Annotated in this window: 17 protein-coding genes; 9 read left to right on the top strand and 8 right to left on the bottom strand. The window is 72.2% G+C overall.

The window, feature by feature from the left end; translation table 11 throughout:
* Positions 1 to 42 precede the first annotated feature (42 nt).
* On the top strand, positions 43 to 630 hold the full coding sequence (locus ACZ4N4_RS04025) for a TetR/AcrR family transcriptional regulator (protein WP_467584159.1): 588 nt from the start codon (positions 43 to 45) through the stop codon (positions 628 to 630).
* A 148-nt stretch (positions 631 to 778) separates the two neighbouring features.
* Entirely contained in the window at positions 779 to 1,366 is a 588-nt protein-coding gene (locus tag ACZ4N4_RS04020; RefSeq protein WP_467584156.1) for a YciI family protein, read from the top strand.
* A 16-nt stretch (positions 1,367 to 1,382) separates the two neighbouring features.
* Here ACZ4N4_RS04020 and ACZ4N4_RS04015 read toward each other — a convergent pair whose 3' ends face one another.
* Positions 1,383 to 2,315, bottom strand: a complete 933-nt coding sequence (locus tag ACZ4N4_RS04015; RefSeq protein WP_467584153.1) for an aminoglycoside phosphotransferase family protein — start codon at positions 2,313 to 2,315, stop codon at positions 1,383 to 1,385.
* A 171-nt stretch (positions 2,316 to 2,486) separates the two neighbouring features.
* Here ACZ4N4_RS04015 and ACZ4N4_RS04010 point away from each other — a divergent pair, with 171 nt between their 5' ends.
* The gene (locus ACZ4N4_RS04010; protein ID WP_467584150.1) at positions 2,487 to 3,422 is read left to right on the top strand and encodes an oxidoreductase; all 936 of its coding nucleotides are present in this window, start codon (positions 2,487 to 2,489) and stop codon (positions 3,420 to 3,422) included.
* A gap of 121 nt (positions 3,423 to 3,543) precedes the next feature.
* Here the strand turns inward: ACZ4N4_RS04010 and nirD are convergent, their stop codons facing one another.
* From nirD to ACZ4N4_RS03980, 6 genes are all read right to left on the bottom strand, one after another.
* Positions 3,544 to 3,912 carry a nitrite reductase small subunit NirD gene (gene nirD / locus ACZ4N4_RS04005; RefSeq protein WP_467584148.1) on the bottom strand — a complete coding sequence of 123 codons (369 nt, stop codon included), beginning with the start codon at positions 3,910 to 3,912 and terminating at the stop codon, positions 3,544 to 3,546.
* On the bottom strand, positions 3,909 to 6,518 hold the full coding sequence (gene nirB / locus ACZ4N4_RS04000) for a nitrite reductase large subunit NirB (RefSeq protein WP_467584145.1): 2,610 nt from the start codon (positions 6,516 to 6,518) through the stop codon (positions 3,909 to 3,911). Before nirB ends, nirD begins: the two co-directional genes overlap by 4 nt.
* Before the next feature lie 322 nt (positions 6,519 to 6,840).
* Positions 6,841 to 7,464, bottom strand: a complete 624-nt coding sequence (locus tag ACZ4N4_RS03995) for a class F sortase (protein WP_453572963.1) — start codon at positions 7,462 to 7,464, stop codon at positions 6,841 to 6,843.
* Positions 7,465 to 7,688: 224 nt separating this feature from the next.
* A complete protein-coding gene (locus ACZ4N4_RS03990; RefSeq protein ID WP_453572965.1) occupies positions 7,689 to 8,213 on the bottom strand; it encodes a hypothetical protein in 525 nt (174 codons plus the stop codon).
* 753 nt (positions 8,214 to 8,966) lie between these two features.
* A complete protein-coding gene (locus ACZ4N4_RS03985; protein WP_453572967.1) occupies positions 8,967 to 9,629 on the bottom strand; it encodes a YceI family protein in 663 nt (220 codons plus the stop codon).
* 244 nt (positions 9,630 to 9,873) lie between these two features.
* Positions 9,874 to 11,517, bottom strand: a complete 1,644-nt coding sequence (locus ACZ4N4_RS03980) for a M4 family metallopeptidase (RefSeq protein ID WP_467584140.1) — start codon at positions 11,515 to 11,517, stop codon at positions 9,874 to 9,876.
* Positions 11,518 to 11,654: 137 nt separating this feature from the next.
* Between ACZ4N4_RS03980 and ACZ4N4_RS03975 the strand changes: the two genes are divergently transcribed.
* Positions 11,655 to 12,107, top strand: coding sequence for a gamma-glutamylcyclotransferase family protein (locus ACZ4N4_RS03975; protein WP_467584138.1), 453 nt, complete (start codon positions 11,655 to 11,657; stop codon positions 12,105 to 12,107).
* Positions 12,108 to 12,397: 290 nt separating this feature from the next.
* On the top strand, positions 12,398 to 13,822 hold the full coding sequence (locus tag ACZ4N4_RS03970) for an AMP-binding protein (RefSeq protein ID WP_467584135.1): 1,425 nt from the start codon (positions 12,398 to 12,400) through the stop codon (positions 13,820 to 13,822).
* A 44-nt stretch (positions 13,823 to 13,866) separates the two neighbouring features.
* Here ACZ4N4_RS03970 and ACZ4N4_RS03965 read toward each other — a convergent pair whose 3' ends face one another.
* A complete protein-coding gene (locus ACZ4N4_RS03965; RefSeq protein WP_453572978.1) occupies positions 13,867 to 14,565 on the bottom strand; it encodes a SanA/YdcF family protein in 699 nt (232 codons plus the stop codon).
* A gap of 197 nt (positions 14,566 to 14,762) precedes the next feature.
* Between ACZ4N4_RS03965 and ACZ4N4_RS03960 the strand changes: the two genes are divergently transcribed.
* The 4 genes from ACZ4N4_RS03960 (at position 14,763) to dnaG (ending at position 20,404) form a co-directional block, all read left to right on the top strand.
* Positions 14,763 to 15,497 (top strand): sirohydrochlorin chelatase, encoded by a 735-nt coding sequence (locus ACZ4N4_RS03960; RefSeq protein WP_467584132.1) that lies wholly within the window; start codon positions 14,763 to 14,765, stop codon positions 15,495 to 15,497.
* A 166-nt stretch (positions 15,498 to 15,663) separates the two neighbouring features.
* Positions 15,664 to 16,944 (top strand): deoxyguanosinetriphosphate triphosphohydrolase, encoded by a 1,281-nt coding sequence (locus tag ACZ4N4_RS03955; protein WP_467584129.1) that lies wholly within the window; start codon positions 15,664 to 15,666, stop codon positions 16,942 to 16,944.
* 158 nt (positions 16,945 to 17,102) lie between these two features.
* Positions 17,103 to 18,368 (top strand): NAD(P)/FAD-dependent oxidoreductase, encoded by a 1,266-nt coding sequence (locus ACZ4N4_RS03950; RefSeq protein ID WP_467584126.1) that lies wholly within the window; start codon positions 17,103 to 17,105, stop codon positions 18,366 to 18,368.
* A 128-nt stretch (positions 18,369 to 18,496) separates the two neighbouring features.
* On the top strand, positions 18,497 to 20,404 hold the full coding sequence (gene dnaG, locus ACZ4N4_RS03945) for a DNA primase (protein WP_453572990.1): 1,908 nt from the start codon (positions 18,497 to 18,499) through the stop codon (positions 20,402 to 20,404).
* The last annotated feature ends 3 nt before the right edge of the window (positions 20,405 to 20,407 follow it).

Raw genomic sequence — 20,407 nt, 5'->3', positions numbered from 1 at the left:
CTGGTTCCGGTTGCAAGTGGTGTGGGTGAAGGGGAGCCGAGGGTGACCGGAATCGACGGAGGCGGGGCGGCCTCCCGCAAGCCGTTGCGTGCGGATGCGCAGCGCAATGAGGACCGGCTGCTGGAGGCGGCGGCCGAGGCGTTCGCCCGCGAGGGGTCGGGCGCCTCGGTCAAGGACATCGCCCGGCAGGCGGGCGTCGGCGTGGGCACGCTCTACCGCCGGTTCCCCTCCAAGGAACTGCTGATCGAGGCGGTGTACCGGCACGAGGTGCAGCGTCTGTGCGCGGCGGCGGAGGAACTGGCGGCGACGCTGCCGGCGGTGGAGGCGCTGCGGACGTGGATGGAGCGGTTCATCGACTTCATGGCGGCGAAGCAGGGGATGGCCGACGCGCTGCGGGTGATCCTGACGGACGACAGCGAGAAGCTGCACACCCGGACACTGCTGGTCGACGCCATCGCCTGGCTGCTGGACGCCGGGGAGGGGGCGTCGCCGGTGGCGCGACCGGGCGTCGACGCGCGCGACGTACTGATGGCGCTCGGGGGGATCAGCCTGATGGCGGCGAGCGAGGAACAGCGCGAACTGGCGAGCCGGCTCATCGACTTGCTGCTGTGCGGGGTCGTGCAGAGCTGACGGCACCGCGCGACCCGACGGAGACCTTCTCCAGCCGACCCGCACGCGCCGCTTCGACGCGTGTCGGCCGCCGTCCTGTCATGGGGTGTGCGGGCACCCGGGGAATCCTGTTGAGATGCCGCGCCGAGGTGCGGGAGGGTCCTCGGACATGGAGTTCTTCTGTCATCACCGTGACCGGGCCGGTTCCCTGGCGTTGCGCCGGGAGCTGGTGGAGGAGCACTGGTCCTACATGGACCGGTACGAGGCGGAGCTGATCGCCCGCGGGCCGGCCTTCGGTGCCGACGGCGAGACGCTCACCGGCAGTGTGCACATCGTCGATCTGCCGGATCCGGCCGCCGCCCGCGCGTTCGCCTTCGACGAGCCCAACCACCAGGCCGGCGTCTACCGGGACGTGCTGCTGCGCCGGTGGCGCAACCTGCTGGGCCGCACCATGTGGCAGTTCCCCGGCGGCCGGACCGGCGGCAACCGGTACCTGGTGCTCGGCCTGGGCCCACAGCGGGCCGACGCCGACGCCGATGGCGACGCCGGTACCGCCCCCGGACCCGGCCTGCCGCCCGGCGTCGATCGCGACGAGTTGATCGCCTTCGGCCCGTTGCTGTCCGACGACGCGACCACCTGGCTGGGTACGGCGGCACTGGTCCGGGCGCCGGACCCGGAGCGGGCACGGGCCGTCCTGGCCCCGCACCGGTACGCGGAGACAGAGGTGTACGGGTGGGAGTTCGGCGGCCGACGGTGACGAGCCGGGGCGCCCCCTAAGCGGTGAGCAACTCCGCCAACACGTCGGCGAATTGTGTGATGCGATCGAGTTGGGGGCCGCCGCGTGCGATACGGAAGCCGTGCCGGCGGCCCCAGAACGCCGCCTGTACGGCGTGCAACTGCGCCCAGCGTCCGACGCGTTCGCGGTCGAGTTCCGCCGCCTCGGCGAAGACGTCGAGGAGGCGGTGGACCGTCTTGGCCAGGTCGTCGGCCCGCATGAGGGACAGGGCACGGGACTTGAGCAGCGTGCCGCCGTCGTACGCCGGGTCTCCCGCGTAGCCCTTGGGGTCGACGGCCAGCCACGGTTCCCGGTCCGCCCGCAGGATGTTCCTCGCGTGCAGGTCGCCGTGGACGAGGGTGTCCGGCTGGTCGTGGCCCAGTTCACGCGTGGTGGCGACGGCCGCGTCCACCACGCGGGGCGGCAGCGCGTTCGTCAGTTCCGTCGCGTCCCTGCGCAGCTCCGTCTCCCAGGCGCCGGCCTGGTCCCTCAGCCGGGGCAGCCCCGCCGGAGCCGGGACGGCCAGGCGGTGGTTCAGGCGGCCCGCCACGGTCACCACCGTCTCGTCGTCGGACCGGAGGGCCGCCAGCGTCGACATGCGGGCCCGTTCCAGCAGGAGGGCGAAACGGGCGTCGTCCCGCCGGTGCAGGAGGACCGCTCCCCGGCCCTCCCACGCCTCGAACGCGTCCGGCTCGTGGACGTTGCCGGGGTGCGGGAAGGACACCTTCAGGACGAACCGGCCGCCGGTGGACCGCTGCCGTACCGGGACGATCACCCCTACGCCCCCGTGCGTCACCGCACCGTCGGGTACGCACTCCCACCGCTCCAGCAGGTCCTCGACGATCGCGGGGAGCCCGGCGATCCAGGCAGCACCTTGGTCACCCTCACGGTCGATCGTGCCGCGCGCCAGCCCCTCCGGAATGCCGATCACCCTGGCACCCTACGCGCCACCGAGCGCTTCGCACGGCGAAAGGCCGCGTCCGGCGTACGGCGGTGTACGGCGTACGGCCGTGTCCGGCGTACGGCCGTGTCCCGTGTCCCGTTGTGGTCCCTCCTCGTAGGCTGGCCGCGACACAGACCCCCACCTGTGGAGGGCGTTCACATGCGCAGCGGCTGGAGCAGCGGCGACATCCCGGACCTCACCGGCCGTGTCGCCGTCGTCACCGGGGCCAACAGCGGGCTCGGGTACGTCACCGCGCGCGAGCTGGCCCGCAAGGGGGCCCGGGTCGTGCTCGCCTGCCGGAGCGAGGCGCGGGGGCACGAGGCCGGGGACCGGATGGCCGCCGAAGTGCCCGACGCGCACATCGAGTTCGGGCGGCTCGACCTCGGAGACCTGGCCTCCGTGCGGGACTTCGCCGACTCGTTCCCGTACGGCCGGCTCGATCTCCTCGTCAACAACGCCGGGGTGATGGCACCGCCGTACGGGACCACCGCGGACGGGTTCGAGACGCAGTTCGGGGTCAACCACCTCGGGCACTTCGCCCTCACCGGGCTGCTCATGCCCGTGCTGCTGGGTACCCCCGCCGCCCGGGTCGTCACCGTCTCCAGCATGATGCACGTCATCGCCAACATCGACCTCGACGACCCCAACAGCACGCGCCGATACCGGCGTTGGGTCGCCTACGGCCGGTCCAAGAGCGCCAATCTGCTCTTCGTCCACGAGCTGGCCCGGCGGGTCGACGCCCACGGCGGCGACCTCGTCGCGGCCGCCGCCCACCCCGGGTACGCGGCCACCAACCTGCAGACCGCCGGGCCCCGTGCCGAAGGGCGGCGCGGGGCCGAGCGGGTGATGGCGGCCGCGAACGTCGTCTTCGCACAGTCCGCCGAGGCCGGCGCGCTGCCCACGCTGTACGCGGCCACCGCCCCCGGCGTACGGCCCGACTCCTTCACCGGCCCCGCGATCGTGATGTGGCGCGGCGCCCCGGCCCCCTCCCGGCGCGCCCCCTGGACCCGCGACGACACCATGGCGCAACGCCTCTGGGACGCCTCGGAGCGGCTCACCGGGGTCTCCTGCGCGGCGGTCCTGAAGGAGATCTGAGGAGCCGAGGAGCTCGGAGGAGTCCGGAGTGATCCGGAGGAATCCGGAGGAGCGCGGTAGGGCCCGGTGGGGCCTGGGGGACTCCGCAGGGGCCTTCAGGGGCTCGGAGGAGTCCTGGGCGCTACCGCGAGCCGCCGCTGTCCACGGCCCGTACCGTGTAGGCGGCCACCCGTACCGTCTCGTCGTCCAGGCACTGGCCCGTCGCCAGGTCGAAGCGCTGCTTCAGCAGGGGGGAGGCGACGAACGGGCGGTCCCCGTGGGTGCCGGTCAGGCCGCGGGAGAGGACCGCCGCGCCGCCGAAGGGGTCGCGGTTGTCGATCGCGTACAGCCGGTCGGCGCGGTCCCGGAAGACGGCGACCTGGCGGCCGTCCGGCAGCAGTGCGGCCACTCCCCGCCCCGGGGTCAGCCGGCTCAGGTCGCAGACCGTGAACCAGCCGTCGTCCAGCTGGAGTTGGATCATCAGCTCGGTGGTCTCGGGTGCCAGGGTCATCGCTGGGCGCTTCCTTCCAGAACATCCTCGGCGGGGCGCAGGCCGATCGACAGCAGGGGCAGGTCGGGCTTCATCTGGTCGCGCTCGGGCACGAAGCCGACGACCGGGTCGGGGGTGTCGGGGGCGTTGACGAAGGACACGAACCGGGCGAGCTTGTCGGGGTCGGCGATGGTCGACGCCCACTCGTCGGCGTAGTGGGCCACGTGCGCCGCCATCAGGGACTCCAGTTCCTCGCAGATGCCGAGGGAGTCCTCGACCACCACGTCACGCACGTGGTCCAGGCCGCCCGGGATGCGCTCCAGCCAGGTCGACGTGCGTTCCAGGCGGTCCGCCGTCCGGATGTAGAACATCAGGAAGCGGTCGATCAGCCGGACCAGTCCGGCGTCGGTCAGGTCCTGGGCGAGCAGATCCGCGTGGCGCGGAGTGGCTCCGCCGTTGCCGCCGACGTACAGGTTCCAGCCGGTGGCCGTGGCGATGACACCGAAGTCCTTCGACTGGGCCTCGGCGCACTCGCGGGCGCACCCGGAGACCGCCGACTTGAGCTTGTGCGGAGACCGCAGGCCCCGGTAGCGCAACTCCAGTTCGATCGCCATCCGGACCGAGTCCTGGACGCCGTAACGGCACCAGGTCTGTCCGACGCACGACTTCACCGTCCGGAGCGCCTTGCCGTACGCATGGCCGGACTCGAAACCGGCGTCCACCAACCGTGTCCAGATCAGCGGGAGTTGCTCCACCCGAGCGCCGAACATGTCGATCCGCTGACCACCGGTGATCTTCGTGTAGAGGCCGAAGTCCCGGGCGATCTCGCCGATCACGATCAGGCCCTCGGGGGTGATCTCACCGCCCGGGATGCGCGGGACGACCGAATACGAGCCGTTCTTCTGCAGGTTGGCGAGGAAGTGGTCGTTGCTGTCCTGGAGCGCCGCCTGTTCGCCGTCCAGGACATAGCCGCTCGCGCCGATCGTCGGGGCGAGGGAGGCGATGACGGACGCCACCGCCGGCTTGCAGACCTCGCAGCCGTCGCCGCCCCGGGCGCCGTCCCGGCCGTATCGGTCGAGCAGCTCCTGGTGGGTGTTGACGCGCAGTGCGAGGACGATCTCGTACAGCTCCTCGCGGGTCTGCGCGAAGCAGCCGCACAGCCCCTTGTCGACCTCGACGCCGGACGCCTCCAGCTCGGCCGTGACCAGCTGGCCGAGGACCTTGACGCAACTGCCGCAGCCGGTACCGGCCTTGGTGCACTTCTTCACCTCCGGCACGGTGGTGCAGGAGTGCTCGCTCACCGCGCCGCGGATCGTGCCCTTGCTGACGTTGTGGCAGGAGCAGACGACCGCGTCGTCCGGGAGCGCGGACGGGCCGAGCTGGGCGCCGCCGCTCGCGCCCGCCGGCAGGACCAGCGACTCGGGTGAGACCGGCGGCACCGAACCGGTGAAGGCCTTCAGCGTGCCGTACGCGTCCGCGTCGCCGACCAGGATGCCGCCGAGCAGCGTGCCGTCCCGGCCGACGACCAGTTTCTTGTACAGGCCGGAGCGGGCGTCGGAGTAGACGACGTCCAGACAGCCCTCGGCCGTCCCGTGCGCGTCGCCGAAGGAGGCCACGTCGACGCCGAGCAGTTTGAGCTTGGTGGACAGGTCGGCGCCGGTGAAGGCGGACTCGTCCCGCGCGATGGCGGCCGCGGCCGTCGCCGCCTGCTCGTACCCCGGTGCCACCAGGCCGTACACCCGGCCGTCCGCCGCCAGCGCGCACTCGCCGATCGCGAACACACGGGGGTCGTCCACCGTACGGCACTGCTCGTCGACGGCGATGCCACCGCGCGCGCCGACGGAAAGGCCGCAGTCCCGGGCGAGTTGGTCCCGCGGCCGGACCCCGGCGCTGAACACGACCATGTCGGTGGCGAGTTCGGATCCGTCGGACAGCTTCATGCCGACGACGGCGCCCGCGTCGTCCGTCACGATCTCCTGGGTGCCCACGCCCGTGTGCACGCTCAGGCCCATCTCCTCGATGGTGCGCAGCAGGGCCGCGCCACCGCCCGCGTCCACCTGCACCGGCATCAGCCGGGGCGCGAACTCCACGATGTGCGCGGTGAGCCCGAGCCCCTTCAGCGCGCCCGCCGCCTCGAGCCCGAGCAGGCCGCCGCCGACCACGGCACCCACGGTCGCCCCCGACTTCGCGTAGGCCTCGATCGCCAGGAGGTCCTCGATCGTGCGGTAGACGAAGCAGCCGGTGGCGTCCTTGTTGGGCACCGGCGGCACGAACGGATACGAGCCGGTCGCCAGCACGAGCGTGTCGTAGCCGAAGACCCTCCCGGACCTGGCCGTCACCGTCCGCGCCGCGCGGTCGACCGTCTCCGCCGGGTCGCCGACGTACAGCTCGATGCCGTGGGTTTCGATGAACTCCATGTCGGTCACCGAGAGTTCGGCGGGGGTCCGGCCCGAGAAGTACGAGGTGAGGGCGACCCGGTCGTAGGCGGGCCGCGGCTCCTCGCACAGCACGACCACGCGGTGCGTGGTGGTCAGGCCGCGCTCGGCAAGCGCTTCGAGGAAGCGCTGGCCGACCATGCCGTGACCGACGAGCACGATCGTGGGGGCGGACCCCTGGGTGGCGGTCATCAGGAGCCTCCATCGTGGGTGCACGTGCCCGGGGCGGCCACGGCGAGCGGTACGGCGTCGCGGCCGGTCAGTACCTCGGCGTAGCCGCCGATCACCACCACAGGCGTGTTCAAGGTCATGCCCTGGAGCGTGCGGCGCCGACGTTACCCGGCCGCATCCCCCCTGTTTCCCGCGCGGAACGCTGCCCTCTTCGGGGGCGGTCGTGAGGTGTGAGGGGTCTGAAGGCGAGACGGCGGGGGCTGTGAGGTGGGGAAACGCGGGGAGCGGCGGTGTCGTAGGGCACCGGGTGGCCGATCGCCGTCGGCCGGCCGTCCGTGTTCGGTCAGCGGCTTGCCGTCAGGTGGGCGAAGACGACGACGTTCCCCTGGTAGCCGGTGGCCCGGGAGTAGCCGCCACCGCAGGTGATGACCCTGAGCTCGGGGCGTCGCGCGGCTCCGTACACCCTCTCGTCGGGGAAGTCACGGGCCTGGTACACCTCCACCGCGTCGACCGTGAAGACGGCGACGGTCTTGTCCTGCCGGTCCACCTCGATGGTGGCGCCACGCTTGAGGGCGCCGAGGTCGTAGAAGACGGCGGGACCCTCGGTGTTGTCCACGTGGCCGGCGACGATCGCGGTGCCGGTCTCGCCGGGTGCGGTGCCCGACTCGTACCAGCCGGCGAGGTTCTTGTTGCCGGCCGGCGGGACGTCGAGGCTGCCGGTGGAGGTGAGGGCGAGGCCCATGAGGGGGGCGTTCACACGGATCGCGGGGATGCGGATGCGGGTGGGCGGGGAGGGGGGCAGCGCGGGGGCTTCGAGGCGTTCCTCACCGGGGTCGGGGCGGCCCTCGGCGGCGGACGGCTGGGGTGGCGCGGTGTGCGGGCCGGAGCCGGGGCCGAGCAGCCAGACGCCTGAGCCGAGCGCTATCACGGTTACGGCGGCTATCGCGGTGTCCCCGATCTTGCGCATGCGAACCCCTTTTTCGGAGGCTGGAACTTCTAACGCGGGGGGAGAGGGGCTAGCGGGAGCACCCGGGTGCAGCAAGGGCGCTACCTCTAACAAAAGCCAGAGGTCTCACGAAGGTGACAGCCTCTGACAAACCTGACCCCCTACCCCCTCCGGGCCGCGAGGGGCGTCGGACCCGGAGGGGGTGGGGTGTGCGGTACCGGCGGACGGACTGCGGAGGGTGTCCGTCAGATCCCGTCGCCTCTCGCCCGGCGATGCAGGAGCCAGGTACCGCCCGCGGCGGCGACGGCCAGAGCCGTCACACCTGCCGCGGTCTGCACGGGGTCGGTGCCCAGGGCACCACCGACCCCCGTCTTCACACTGCCGTGGGGCTGTACCTGCCCGCCGGCAGCCGGCATCAGTGCCACCACCAGGTCGCCGGTCACCTGCCGGGTCCCGTCGGCGCACTTCGCGACGATCTCGTACGTCCCCGGTTGCGCGCTGGCCGGCACCTGGAACTGTCCGATCGCCTCGCCCTCATGGGTGCTGGGCGCGAGCGTGAACGTCCCGGCGCCGACCGAACTGGCGTCGCCGAGCGCCGAAGACTGCTCCCCGCAGGCCGCCGTGTTCACGGAGACCTGGGCACCCGGCGCCGTGGTCGACGGGTAGACGTCCAGGCTGCCGGTACTGCCGCCGTACGCCGGCGCGGCGGCGAGACCGGCCGCGGCCACGGCGAGCGCGGCCCCGGTCAGTGGACGGACAGTGCGTCGCATGGTGCTCCCTCGTCGAGCTCGTCCCACTCCCTTGCTCTTCCGAGGTAAAAGCCAACGGGCCGGGCCCGCTCCCTGAGATTCCGTCAGGTGTGGGATGAATGGGTGTCACGGAGAGGGGTCGGGGCAGCGGTTGAGGAGGAGTTCCGGCAGGTCAAGGGGGATACGAAGGGTCCAGTATGAAAAACACACGAACGGCGGGCCCCCGTGGGGAGTGAACGGGTGACGCCCGCCACGACGGCTCCCCGGGGCCGGGGGAGCCGCGGCGGCCGGCCGGCCGGGATCGCCGTCCGCGCGCACCGGAACCCGGCATCCCGACCGGCGGCCGGGCGTGCCCTCCGCCGCCGCGACGGCTCGGGCCGGGACCACGGCGGTGCGGCGAGCACGACCCAAGGCTGACCGGAACCCGGCCGGAAAAGGAGCCGGAATTCACCGCTCGGCTCCACCGCGCCCCGGCTCCACGGGCCATGCCATCCCTCTCGGGGCCGGCGGCAACTGCGGGAACCTTTCGCCCGGCGAGTCGGCCGGAGTACCGGCGTATCGGTCTCGCCGCGATGCGTTCCGCCTGTGGCCGGTGCCCGCGCAGCGACGTTCTCGCCGCGCGCGCTGCTTCTCGGTCGCCCTGACGGCGACGGACGGCTGAGCGCCCCTCGGGACGGACGCGAACGTCGCCGGGCGGTTCGGTGCAAGGCCGTGCGGGCGAGGCGCCGCTGCCGGGACACCCTGCCGCGCGGCCGGGGTCGAAGGAGCTCGACGTCAGCTCCCCTCCGGCGTCATCCGGATCGCCGCGATGTCGAACTGCAGCCGCACCGTCTCGCTCACCATCGCGCCGCCCTCCGCCAGGCGGGAGTTGTACGACAGGCCCCAGTCCATGCGGTTGATGGTGGTCGTGCCGTCGAAGCCGACCCGCTGGTAGCCGAAGGGGTCCGTGACGTTGCCGATGTAGGTGAGTTCAAGGTCGACCGGGCGCGTCGTGTCCTTGATGGTGAGGTCGCCGGCCATGACGTAGACGTCGGGGGCTTTGAGGCGGACCGCCGTGCTGGCGAAGCGCATGCGGGGGTAGGCCGCCGCGTCCAGGAAGTCGCGGCCGGTCAGATGGGCGTCGCGTTGTTCCACGCCCGTGTCGACGCTCGGCGTGGAGATGATCAGTTCCGCCTGGGAGCGGGACGGGTCGCGGCCGTCGAAGTAGAGGCGGCTCTTGTACTCGGTGAAGGCTCCGCGGACCGTCGTGACCATCGCGTGCCGGACCGAGAAACCGATTCTGCTGTGCGCGGGGTCGATGATCCATTCGCCGGTGAGGGCGGCGAGAGCGGGGTCGAGGAGGACGGGCGCCGAGGTGGGGGAGGCCGGCGCCGCCGTCGGGCGTGGGGGGACGGTGGGGGTGCGGCGGGACGTGTGGGGGCGGCTGAACAAGTTCATGATTTATCTAGTTAGTCGACTCGGGGAATTGCCGCAAGTGGTCGCCCGGACAGCGGAGTTCGGGAATTTCGTAGGCGGTCACCGAAACTGCACATCATCGCCATCGGATCCACTCAGAAAGTGCTCGGTATTCCCGGATTCCGCGGTTCCTTGAATTGCGCTATTCCCCTTTGTTCGGGGTGTATGTGACGGCCGCCCCGGTTCGTTCGCCGGGGCGGCCGCCGTCACCCGCCCGCGTGGCGGGTCAGTTCACGTTCACCGCGCTCCAGGCCGCGGCCACCGCGTTGTACTCGGTGCTGCCCGCACCGTACAGGTCCTTCGCCGCGTTCAGGGTCGCCGTCCGCGCGCCCGCGTAGTTCGTCGAGGACGTCATGTAGACCGTCAGGGCGCGGTACCAGATGGCCCCCAGCTTGTCCCTCCCGATCCCCGTCACCGTCGAGCCGTTGTACGTCGGGGAGTTGTAGCTCACGCCGTTGATGGTCTTGGCGCCGCTGCCCTCCGCCAGCAGGTAGGCGAAGTGGTTGGCGACACCCGACGAGTAGTGCACGTCCAGGTTCCCCACCGACGAACTCCAGTAGTCCGCCGAACTCCCGTCCTTCGAGGGCTGGTCCATGAACCGCAGTGCCGCCTTGCCGAAGCCGGAGCGGACGATCTCCTCGCCGATCAGGTAGTCGCCGGGGTCGGAGGAGTTGTTCGCGTACCACTCCACCAGTGTGCCGAGGATGTCCGACGTCGCCTCGTTCAGGCCGCCGGACTCGCCCGAGTACGTCAGCGCCGCGGTCTTGGAGGTGACGCCGTGGGTCATCTCGTGGCCCGCCACGTCCAGCGCCACCAGCGGGCCGAAGGTGGTCCCGTCACCGTCGCCGTACGTCATGCAGAAGCAGCTGTCGTCCCAGAAGGCGTTGTTGTAGCTGTTGCCGTAGTGGACGCGGTTGTACGAGCCCTTGCCGTCGCCCGCGATGCCGTTACGGCCGTGGACGTTCTTGTAGTAGTCCCAGGTCTCGTTGGTGCCGTACTGGGCGTCGACGGCCGCCGAGGAACGGTCCGAAGTCGCCCCGGTGCCCCAGTGGTTGTCGGCGTCCGTGAACACCGTCGACGGCGCCCGGACGATGCAGATGCCGAAGATGCACAGGTCCGTCTTGTTGGCCGCGTCGCCCGTGTACGTGTTGCCGCGCGTCGGGTCGGTGAGGTTGTACGTCGACCCGGACTGCGTCGTCTCCAGCGCAACCGTGCCGCTGTACAGCGACTTGCCGTCGCCGGTCGCCGTCTCGATGCTGTCCCAGGCGTCGATCTGGGCGCCGGTGCGGGCGTCCGTCAGCACCGTGCGGGCGACCGGGTTGCCGAGCGAGTCCTTGCCGACCGCGTTGGTGCGCCAGGCCAGCTTCGGGGTGCCGTGCAGCGCGTCGACGACCAGCTCCGGCCTGGCCTTCACCTGCTTCAGCGCGTCGCCGAGGTTCGCCGCCCGCAGCGCGTTCACCGCGAGGTCGGCGGCCTTCGGGGCGGATATGTCCGGGACGATCGAGGCGAGGGATATCTTGCTCCGGGTCGCCCGGTCGGCACTCCGGTAGGCGCCGTCCGACTTGAGGTGGACGACGAAGTCGCCGCCCAGCACGGGGAGCTGACGGTAGGTGCGGTCGTAACGGACGTGCTGGGCGCCGTTCTTGTCGACGATCACGTCGCGGACCTTGGTGCCCTCGGCGGCGGTGAGTCCGAGGGTGCCGGCGTAGTGGACGAGCGCCTGCGCCGCGTTCTCGATCGCGGTGGCCCGGGTCGGTCTCGCGTCGGCGTGGGCGGTGGGGGAGAGCGCGGCGGCCAGCAGGGTCGCGGTGGTGGCGGCGACGCCGGCCGTGGCGAGACGGGAAACTCGGGTGTTCCGTGTCCGGCTCATCGGTCTCCTTGGAGATGCGCCTCAGAGGCGTGGGGTGGCGCTGATGACGAGAGCGATTTAAGAGGCCATGACAATCCATGTCCATAGCGCCTCCATGGAGATGTGTGTGGGGGTGAAGGGGGTGGAGAATCCTTTCTGTGACCACCGGGAACCGCCGCCGCCTCCCCTTCTTCGTCTACGGCACGCTCCGCCCCGGCGAGCCCAACCACGACCTGTTCCTGCGGGGTCGGACGCGGGCCGAGGAGCCGGGATGCCTGCTGGGCGCGGTGCTGTACGACGGGCCCGGCTACCCGTACGCGGTCGAGGAGCCCGGCGGAGAACTCAGCGGCGAACTGGTCACCGCCCGCCCGGAGTCGTACGACCGACTCCTCCTGGAACTCGACGAGTTGGAGGAGTGCGTGCCGGGGGACCCGCGCAGCCTTTACGTACGGGTGGAGCGCGACGTCGTACGGCGGCGGGACGGGGCCGCCGTCCGGGCCTGGGTGTACCTCGCGGGCGCCGCCGTCGCCGCGGAACTGCGGGCGGACGGCCGTCGCATCGCGGGCGGTGACTGGCTCCGCCGCGGGCTGCCCGGCCCGACCGCGTCGTAGCGGTGGCTCGGGCGCGCCTCGTACGGCCCATGTGGCTTGTTCCGTGCCGGGGTTGGCCGAGCGGTCACCGTTGAGACTTCAAGGGGCCGGACTACAGTCGTGCACCTGTTCGTGAAGCGCCGCGCACCGCGCACCACGCACCGCCCACCGCCCCGTACGACGTTCGGCATTCCGCTGTTCCGCTGTTCCGCTGTTCCGTTGTTCCGCTCCACGGCCCGGTCCGGGCCCCCGCCGCACCCGGACCCGGCCTCCCCCGACGTACACGCATGCAGCCAGGAGGTCTCCGAGCCATGCCTCTGCGTCACCTCACCCCCCGCGACCAGCACCTCTTCTGGCAGTACGGCCGCGGCGCCGGCACACCCGTCCACGAACCGCTCGTCCACCGTGCCGTCGAACGGCACGCGATCGCCCACCCCCACGCCGTCGCCGCCGAACACCACGGCGCGACCCTCACCTACGGCGAACTCGACCGCTACGCCGGTGCCCTCGCCGCCCACCTGGTCCGCGAGGGCGTCCGCCCCGGCGACCATGTCGGCCTGTTCGCCCGCCGGTCCATCCCGATGCTGGTCGGCCTGCTCGCCGTCCTCAAGGCGGGCGCCGCCTACGTCCCCCAGGACATCGGCCGCACGTCCCCGGACCGGCTCCGGCACGTCGTGCGCACCGCCCGCACCCGGGTGATCCTCACCCAGAAGGAACACGCCCCGCGTGTCCCGCTCCCCGACGGCCACCGGCTGATCGCCCTCGACGACCCCGTGCCGTACCAGCGGGCCACCCCGATCGTGCTCCCGCACCCCGACGACGGCTGCCATGTCCTCTTCGCCGCCGGCCGCCCCGAAGCCGTGAAGGTCACCCACCGCAACGTCACCAACCTGCTGCTCACCGAACCCGGCGGCCTCGGCATCCGCCCCGGCGACCGGGTGGCCCAACTCCTCGACCTCGCCTCCGGCATGGCCGCCTGGGAGATCCTCGGCTGCCTCACCCGCGGCGCCACCCTGGTCATCCGCGGCGCGGACCCCGCCGCCGCGGCCGGCACCGCGACCGTCCTGATCGCCACCCCGGCCGTGCTGTCCGGCATCGACCCCGCCGACTGCCCGCGCCTGCGCACGGTCGCCGTCGCCGGGGAGCCCGGTCCGCCGCGCCCGCTCGCCGACCTCTGGTCGCGGCACGCCGCCCTCTTCGACTGCCGGGGGCCGGCCGGGGCGGCCGTCGTCACCACCATGGCCCGCCACGACCCGGCCGCCGGGCGGCCGGCCGTCGGCCGCCCCGTCCCCAACACCACGGTGTACGTCCTCGACGCGGATCGCCGGCCGCTGCCCGTCGGCGAGACCGGCGAGGTGTGGGCGGGCGGCGACTGCGTCCCGGCGGGTCACCTCGGCGACGGCGCGCGGAACGCCGGGCGGTACGCACCCGATCCGTTCCTCGGCGCGGGCCGCACCATGTTCCGCACCGGCGCGCTGGGCCGATGGACCCCCGACGGCGGCCTCGAACACCTCGGCCGCGCCGCCGACGACCGGGCCGAGACGCCCACGTTCCGCCCGCGCACCGGCAGTGGCCGCCCACCCCACCCGGCGACGCCCTCAGGCACGGCCGCGCCCACCCCGACGACCATGACCACTGCGACCTCGGCCACGGCCACGACCGCGACCACTGCCACCTCGGCCACGGCGACGACCTCGGCCGCGACCGCGTACGCCGATACCGCCCGGTGCTCCTGACCGGTCGGCGAGACCAGCCCGTCCGACCGGCGTGACCGACGGGCTCAACCAGTCCGGCGGGCCTGACGGGCCGCCGCGGCCAAGGCCTTCGAGACCCCCGGTTCCTTCTTGCCGAGGAACTGGGGGTTCGGCTCGAAGACCACGTCCAGGGCCGCCTTGCCGGCCGCGAGTACCTCCCGCGTCCCGCCGTAGTACCAGGTCGCGTCGTGCTTGTCGTCGACCCCGACGCCGTACGACGCCACCCCCGCCGCCTCGCACAGCGCCACCGCGCGCCGGATGTGGAAGCCCTGGCTGATCAGTACCGCCCGGTCCACGCCGAAGATCTTCTTGGCGCGGACGCAGGAGTCCCAGGTGTCGAAGCCGGCGTAGTCGCTGACGATGCGCCCGGCCGGTACCCCGTGCCCGGTGAGGTACGTGCGCATGGCGTCCGGCTCGTCGTAGTCCTTCCGGCTGTTGTCGCCGGTGACGAGGACGACCTCGACACGGCCCTCCCGGTACAGCTTCGCCGCCGCGTCCAGGCGGTGAGCGAGGTACGGCGACGGCTCGCCGTCCCACAGGCCCGCGCCGAAGACGACCGCGACGCCGGTGCGGGGTACGTCCGCCACCGTGTACAGCCGGTCGGCCGTCGACACGTACAGCCAGGTGGCCGGCAGCAGCGCCAGCACGCAGCCGGCCATCACGCCCTGCACCAGGCGCCGTCTGCCGGTACGGGTGCGCGGCAGACGCGGTCGGCGGATCTTCATACGGTTGTTCCCCCTCGACCTCTCCTCGGCCTCCGGTGGCTTCCCGGTGGCCTCCCCCTGGCGGCTCCGACCTTGGAGGACGCGTACCGAGGCGTTCCGGTTCGCTCACAGCGGCCGGATTCGTGCCGTGAAGCGTACGAAAACTCTCGTGACGGTCAGGCAACGGGGGTGCAATCCCGCCCGGCGAGGATCGCTGCATGACCGTGTCCGACCTTCCTCCGCGCCCCGGCCCGCCCGCCCTGGTCCTGGTGGCCCACGGCAGCCGTGACCCGCGCGCGCTCAGCACCGTGCGGGCGCTCATGGACCGGGTGCGCGCGCTGCGCCCCGGTCTCCCCGTGCACCTCGGTCACATCGAGCTGAACGAACCGCTGCTCCCGGACACCCTCGAGGCCCTCGGCGCCACCCCGGCCGTCCTGGTCCCGCTGCTGCTGAGCCGCGGGTACCACGTCAGGCAGGACATCCCGGCGATGGCCGCGGCCTCCCCGGCCCGCACCCGTGTCGCCGCCCCGCTGGGCCCGCATCCCCTCCTGGCCGACACCCTGCACGCCCGGCTGCTGGAGGCGGGCTGGCGCCCCCGGCCCGCGAGTGCCGTGGTCCTGGCGGCGGCCGGCTCCCGCGACCCCGACTCCAAGGTCGACACCCACCGCATGGCCCGGCTCCTCGCGGCACGCCTGGGCGTCCCGGTCCTCCCGGCCTACGCCTCGGCGGCGGCTCCGACGGTCCAGGAGGCGATCACCGCTCTGCAGGCAAGGGGCCGCCACCGCATCGCCGTCGCCTCCTACTTCACGGCCCCGGGCCGCTTCTCGACGCAGTGCGCGGCACAGGCGCCATGGCTGGCAGCGGCCCCTTTGGGAGCCCACGTCTCGATGGCCGAGCTGGTTCTCCACCGTTATCGGCGTGCACTGGGGACGCAGGTCGCCGCGGCCGCCTGAAAGGGGGCGCGTGAGGAAGGTGCGGCCCCGCAACGCGCCCCTCCCGGGGGCGCGGGGAACTGCGCGAGCTGCCCCCACCCGCCCGCACCCGGCCGACAACACGACTTGGCAGAGCGGTAGGCGCACCAAACACCCGTTTGTCACTATCGCCCCGTACTGTCGAACCATGGCAGTCCCCGCACCCGCACCCACCTCGGCCTACGACCCGGCGTCAGCCGACCGCTGGGCCCCCGAACCCGACAAGCGCCCCGGCCGCACCGCCTTCCAGCGGGACCGCGCCCGCGTCCTGCACAGCGGGGCGCTCCGCAGGCTCGCCGGCAAGACCCAGGTCGTCACCCCCGGCAACCCCAGCCAGATGTGGGACGCCAGCCCCCGCACCCGCCTCACCCACTCCCTCGAATGCGCCCAGGTCGGCCGGGAGCTGGGCGCCGCCCTCGGCTGCGACCCCGACCTCGTCGAGGCCGCCTGTCTCTCGCACGACCTCGGCCACCCGCCCTTCGGTCACAACGGCGAACAGGCGTTGAACGAGTTCGCGGACGACTGCGGCGGTTTCGAGGGCAACGCCCAGTCCCTGCGCCTGCTCACCCGCATCGAGCCCAAACGGTTCACGCCGGAGGGCTCCGTCGGCCTCAACCTCACCCGTGCCGCCCTGGACGCGGCCACCAAGTACCCGTGGCCGCGCGGCGCGCACCCCACCGACCCGGCGTCCCCGAAGTTCGGCGTGTACGAGGACGACCGCCCGGTCTTCGACTGGGTCCGCAAGGAGGCCCCCGGCAGCCGCACCTGCTTCGAGGCGCAGGTCATGGACTGGTCCGACGACGTCGCCTACTCCGTGCACGACGTCGAGGACGGTCTGCACGCCGGCCACATCGACCCCAACTGCCTGCACGCCGAACCGGAACGGCAGGAGGTGTACGCGGTCGCCGTCGGCAGATACGTGCCGGCCGGCACCGATCCCGCCGAACTCGCCGCCGCCCTCGACCGGCTCCAGGACGAGGAGTGGTGGCCGCACGGCTACGACGGCACCGCGGTCGCCCAGGCCCGCCTCAAGGACGCCACCAGCCAGCTCATCGGCCGCTTCTGCCTGGCCGCGGAGGCCGCCACCCGTGAGAGGTACGGCAGCGGCCGGCTCACCCGTTACGGCGCCGAACTCGTCGTACCGCGCGAGGCGCGGATGGAGTGCGCGGTGCTGAAGGCGATCGCACACCGTTACGTCATGCAGCGTGCCGAACAGGAGCGGATCCGCGCCGAGCAGCGGGTCGTCGTCGCCGAACTGGCCGAGGCGCTGACCCGCCGGGCTCCGGACGGTCTCGACCCGCAGTTCCGGGCGCTGTTCGACACGGCGGGCGACGACCACGCCCGCAAGCGCGTGATCGTCGATCAGATCGCCTCGCTCACCGACGCCTCCGCGCGGTCCTTGCATGCGAGGCTGACGGGGCGTAAGTGAACATTTTGTGACCCTCTGTGACTCCCGGTGGCCTGATCGAGTCATGATCGTGTCAGCGGGGGGCACTCCCTCTTCCCGCATCACGCTGCGTGCGGGAGGCTCACAGTGCGGCGCATGTGGGCGGCATATGTGGCGGCACCCTTACGAGGAGGCATCAAGTGGTCGACGCGGACCAGACATTCGTCATCGTCGGTGGCGGACTCGCCGGCGCGAAGGCGGCCGAGACGCTCCGAGCCGAGGGCTTCACCGGCCGGGTGATACTGATCTGCGACGAACGCGACCACCCGTACGAGCGGCCGCCGCTCTCCAAGGGCTACCTGCTCGGCAAGGAGGAGCGCGACAGCGTCTTCGTGCACGAGCCCGCCTGGTACGCGCGGAACGACATCGAGCTGCACCTCGGCCAGACCGTGGACCGGATCGACCGCGCCGCCAGGACCGTCCGCTTCGGCGACGACGGCACGATCGTCCGCTACGACAAGCTGCTGCTCGTCACCGGCGCCGAGCCCCGCCGCCTCGACATCCCCGGCACCGACCTGGCCGGCGTCCACCACCTGCGCCGCCTCGCGCACGCGGAGCGCCTCAAGGGCGTCCTCGCCGCCCTCGGCCGGGACAACGGGCACCTCGTCATCGCGGGCGCCGGCTGGATCGGCCTGGAGGTCGCGGCTGCGGCCCGGACGTACGGCGCCGAGGTCACGGTCATCGAGCACGGGCCGACCCCGCTGCACGGCGTGCTCGGGCCCGAGCTGGGCAACGTCTTCGCCCAGCTGCACCAGGAGCACGGGGTCCGTTTCCGCTTCGGCGTACAGCTCACCGAGATCGTCGGGCAGGACGGCATGGTGCTCGCCGCCCGCACGGACGACGGCGAGGAGCACCCGGCGCACGACGTCCTCGCGGCGATCGGCGCGGCGCCGCGGGTCGGGCTCGCCGAGGCCGCCGGGCTGGAGATCGCCGACCGGGCGCACGGCGGCGGCATCGTCGTCGACGAACGGCTGCGGACGTCCGACCCCGACATCTACGCGGCCGGCGACGTGGCCTCCTTCCCGCACGCCCTGTTCGGCACCCGGCTGCGGGTGGAGCACTGGGCCAACGCGCTGAACGGCGGTCCGGCGGCGGCGCGCTCGATGCTGGGCCGGGACCTGCCCTACGACCGGGTGCCCTACTTCTTCTCCGACCAGTACGACCTCGGGATGGAGTACAGCGGGTGGGCGCCGGCCGGGTCGTACGACGAGGTCGTCATCCGGGGGGACGCGGGGAAGCGGGAGTTCATCGCGTTCTGGCTGAAGGAGGGGCGGCTGCTGGCCGGGATGAACGTGAACGTGTGGGATGTCACAGAGCCGATCCAGAAGCTGATCACTTCGGGGGCGGTGGTGGACACCGACGCGCTGGCGAATCCTCATGTGCCGTTGGACAGCCTGGGCGCCTAGGGGGTGCCGGGGCCCGCGGGCTCGCGGGTGCGGGTGGCGCGTGGTTGCTCGCGCCCACGCGGCGGAGCCGCATATCGGACAGGGTCCCGCGCCCCTTCCGGGTGCTTCGGTGACCGTAGAATTCATCCGTGGCAGGACGGATCAATGACGAGGACGTGAAGGCGGTACGGGACGCGGTCCCGATCGACGCCGTCGTGTCCGAGTACCTCCAGCTGCGCAACGCGGGCGGCGGGAACCTCAAGGGACTCTGCCCGTTCCACGACGAGAAGTCACCGTCCTTCCAGGTCAGCCCGAGCAAGGGACTCTTCCACTGCTTCGGCTGCCAGGAGGGCGGCGACACCATCACGTTCGTGATGAAGGTCGACCACCTCTCCTTCTCGGAGTCGGTCGAGCGGCTGGCCGGGCTGGCCGGCATCACCCTGCGGTACGAGGAGGGCGGGTACAACCCCTCCCATCAGCGCGGTGAGCGGATCCGGCTGGTCGAGGCGCACAAGATCGCCGCCGTCTGGTACGCGGAACAGCTCGCCACCAGCCCCGAGGCCGAGACCGGCCGGGTCTTCCTCGCCGAGCGCGGCTTCGACCAGGCCGCCGCCGTCCACTTCGGCGTCGGCTACAGCCCCCAGGGCTGGGACCACCTCACCCGCTATCTGCGCGGCCAGGGCTTCACCGACAAGGAGCTGCTGCTGTCGGGGCTGTCGCAGGAGGGGCGGCGCGGGCCCATCGACCGGTTCCGGGGGCGGCTGATGTGGCCGATCCGGGACATCGGCGGCGAGGTCGTCGGCTTCGGCGCCCGCAAGCTGTACGAGGCGGACAACGGCCCCAAGTACCTCAACACGCCCGACACCGCGATCTACAGGAAATCCCAGGTCCTGTACGGCATCGACCTCGCCAAGCAGAGCATCGCCAAGTCCAGCCGCGCGGTCGTGGTCGAGGGTTACACGGACGTCATGGCCTGCCACCTGGCCGGGGTGACGACCGCGATCGCGACCTGCGGTACGGCCTTCGGCGGCGACCACATCAAGATCCTCCGCCGGCTGCTGATGGACAACGGCAGCGCCCGGGTGATCTTCACCTTCGACGGCGACGCGGCCGGCCAGAAGGCCGCCCTGCGCGCCTTCGAGGACGACCAGAAGTTCGCCGCCGAGACGTACATCGCCATCGCGCCGGACGGCATGGACCCCTGCGAGCTGCGGCTCGCCAAGGGCGACGAGGCGGTCGCCGACCTGGCCGAACCCCGCACCCCGCTCTTCGAGTTCGCGCTCCGCCAGATCGTGGCCCGCTACGACCTGGACACCCCGGCGGGCCGCGCGGCCGCCCTGGACGAGGCCGCGCCGATCGTCGCCCGGATCAAGAACAGCGGCGCCCAGCACGAGGTCGCCGTCGAACTGGCCGGCATGCTCGGCATCCTGGACACCCAGTTCGTCGTCAAGAGGGTGGCCCAGCTGGCCCGTTGGGCACGGGACAAGGGCGGCAGGGGGCCCTCCCCGGCGCGCGGCCCGCAGCAGCCGTCGTACGACACCGGCGCCTCGCGTCCGGCCGTCTCGGGACCCGCCCTCAATCTGCGCAACGCGGTCTACGCCACCGAGCGTGAGCTGCTGAAGCTCGCCCTCCAGCGGCCCGAGCTGGTCTCCCCGGCGTTCGACGCCTACGGCATCGACGAGTTCACCGCCGCTCCGTACGCGGCCGTACGCCAGACCATCATGGAGGCGGGCGGCACCGAGTGGGGCGTGCAGGATCCGCAGGAGTACCTGGTCCGGGTGCGTGAGTCGGCCCCCGACGACACGGTCCGCGCGATGGTCACGGAGCTCGCCGTCGAGGCGATCATGCGCCGCACGGTCGACGAGAACTACGCGGGCGAGCAACTCGTGACCGTCCGCCGCCGGGCCGTGGACCGTCGTATCCACGAGATCCAGATCACCCTCACCCGCCTCGGCAGCGGGGGCGATCCGGCTCAACTCGCGGCCGTGCAGAACGAGTTGTGGGTGCTCCAGCAGTACGGGCAGGCGCTGCGCGAGCGCGGCGTCGCCGCCCTGTGAGCT

Source organism: Streptomyces sp. NPDC026538 (assembly GCF_055567535.1).
This window is presented reverse-complemented; position numbering and strand designations above follow the sequence as displayed.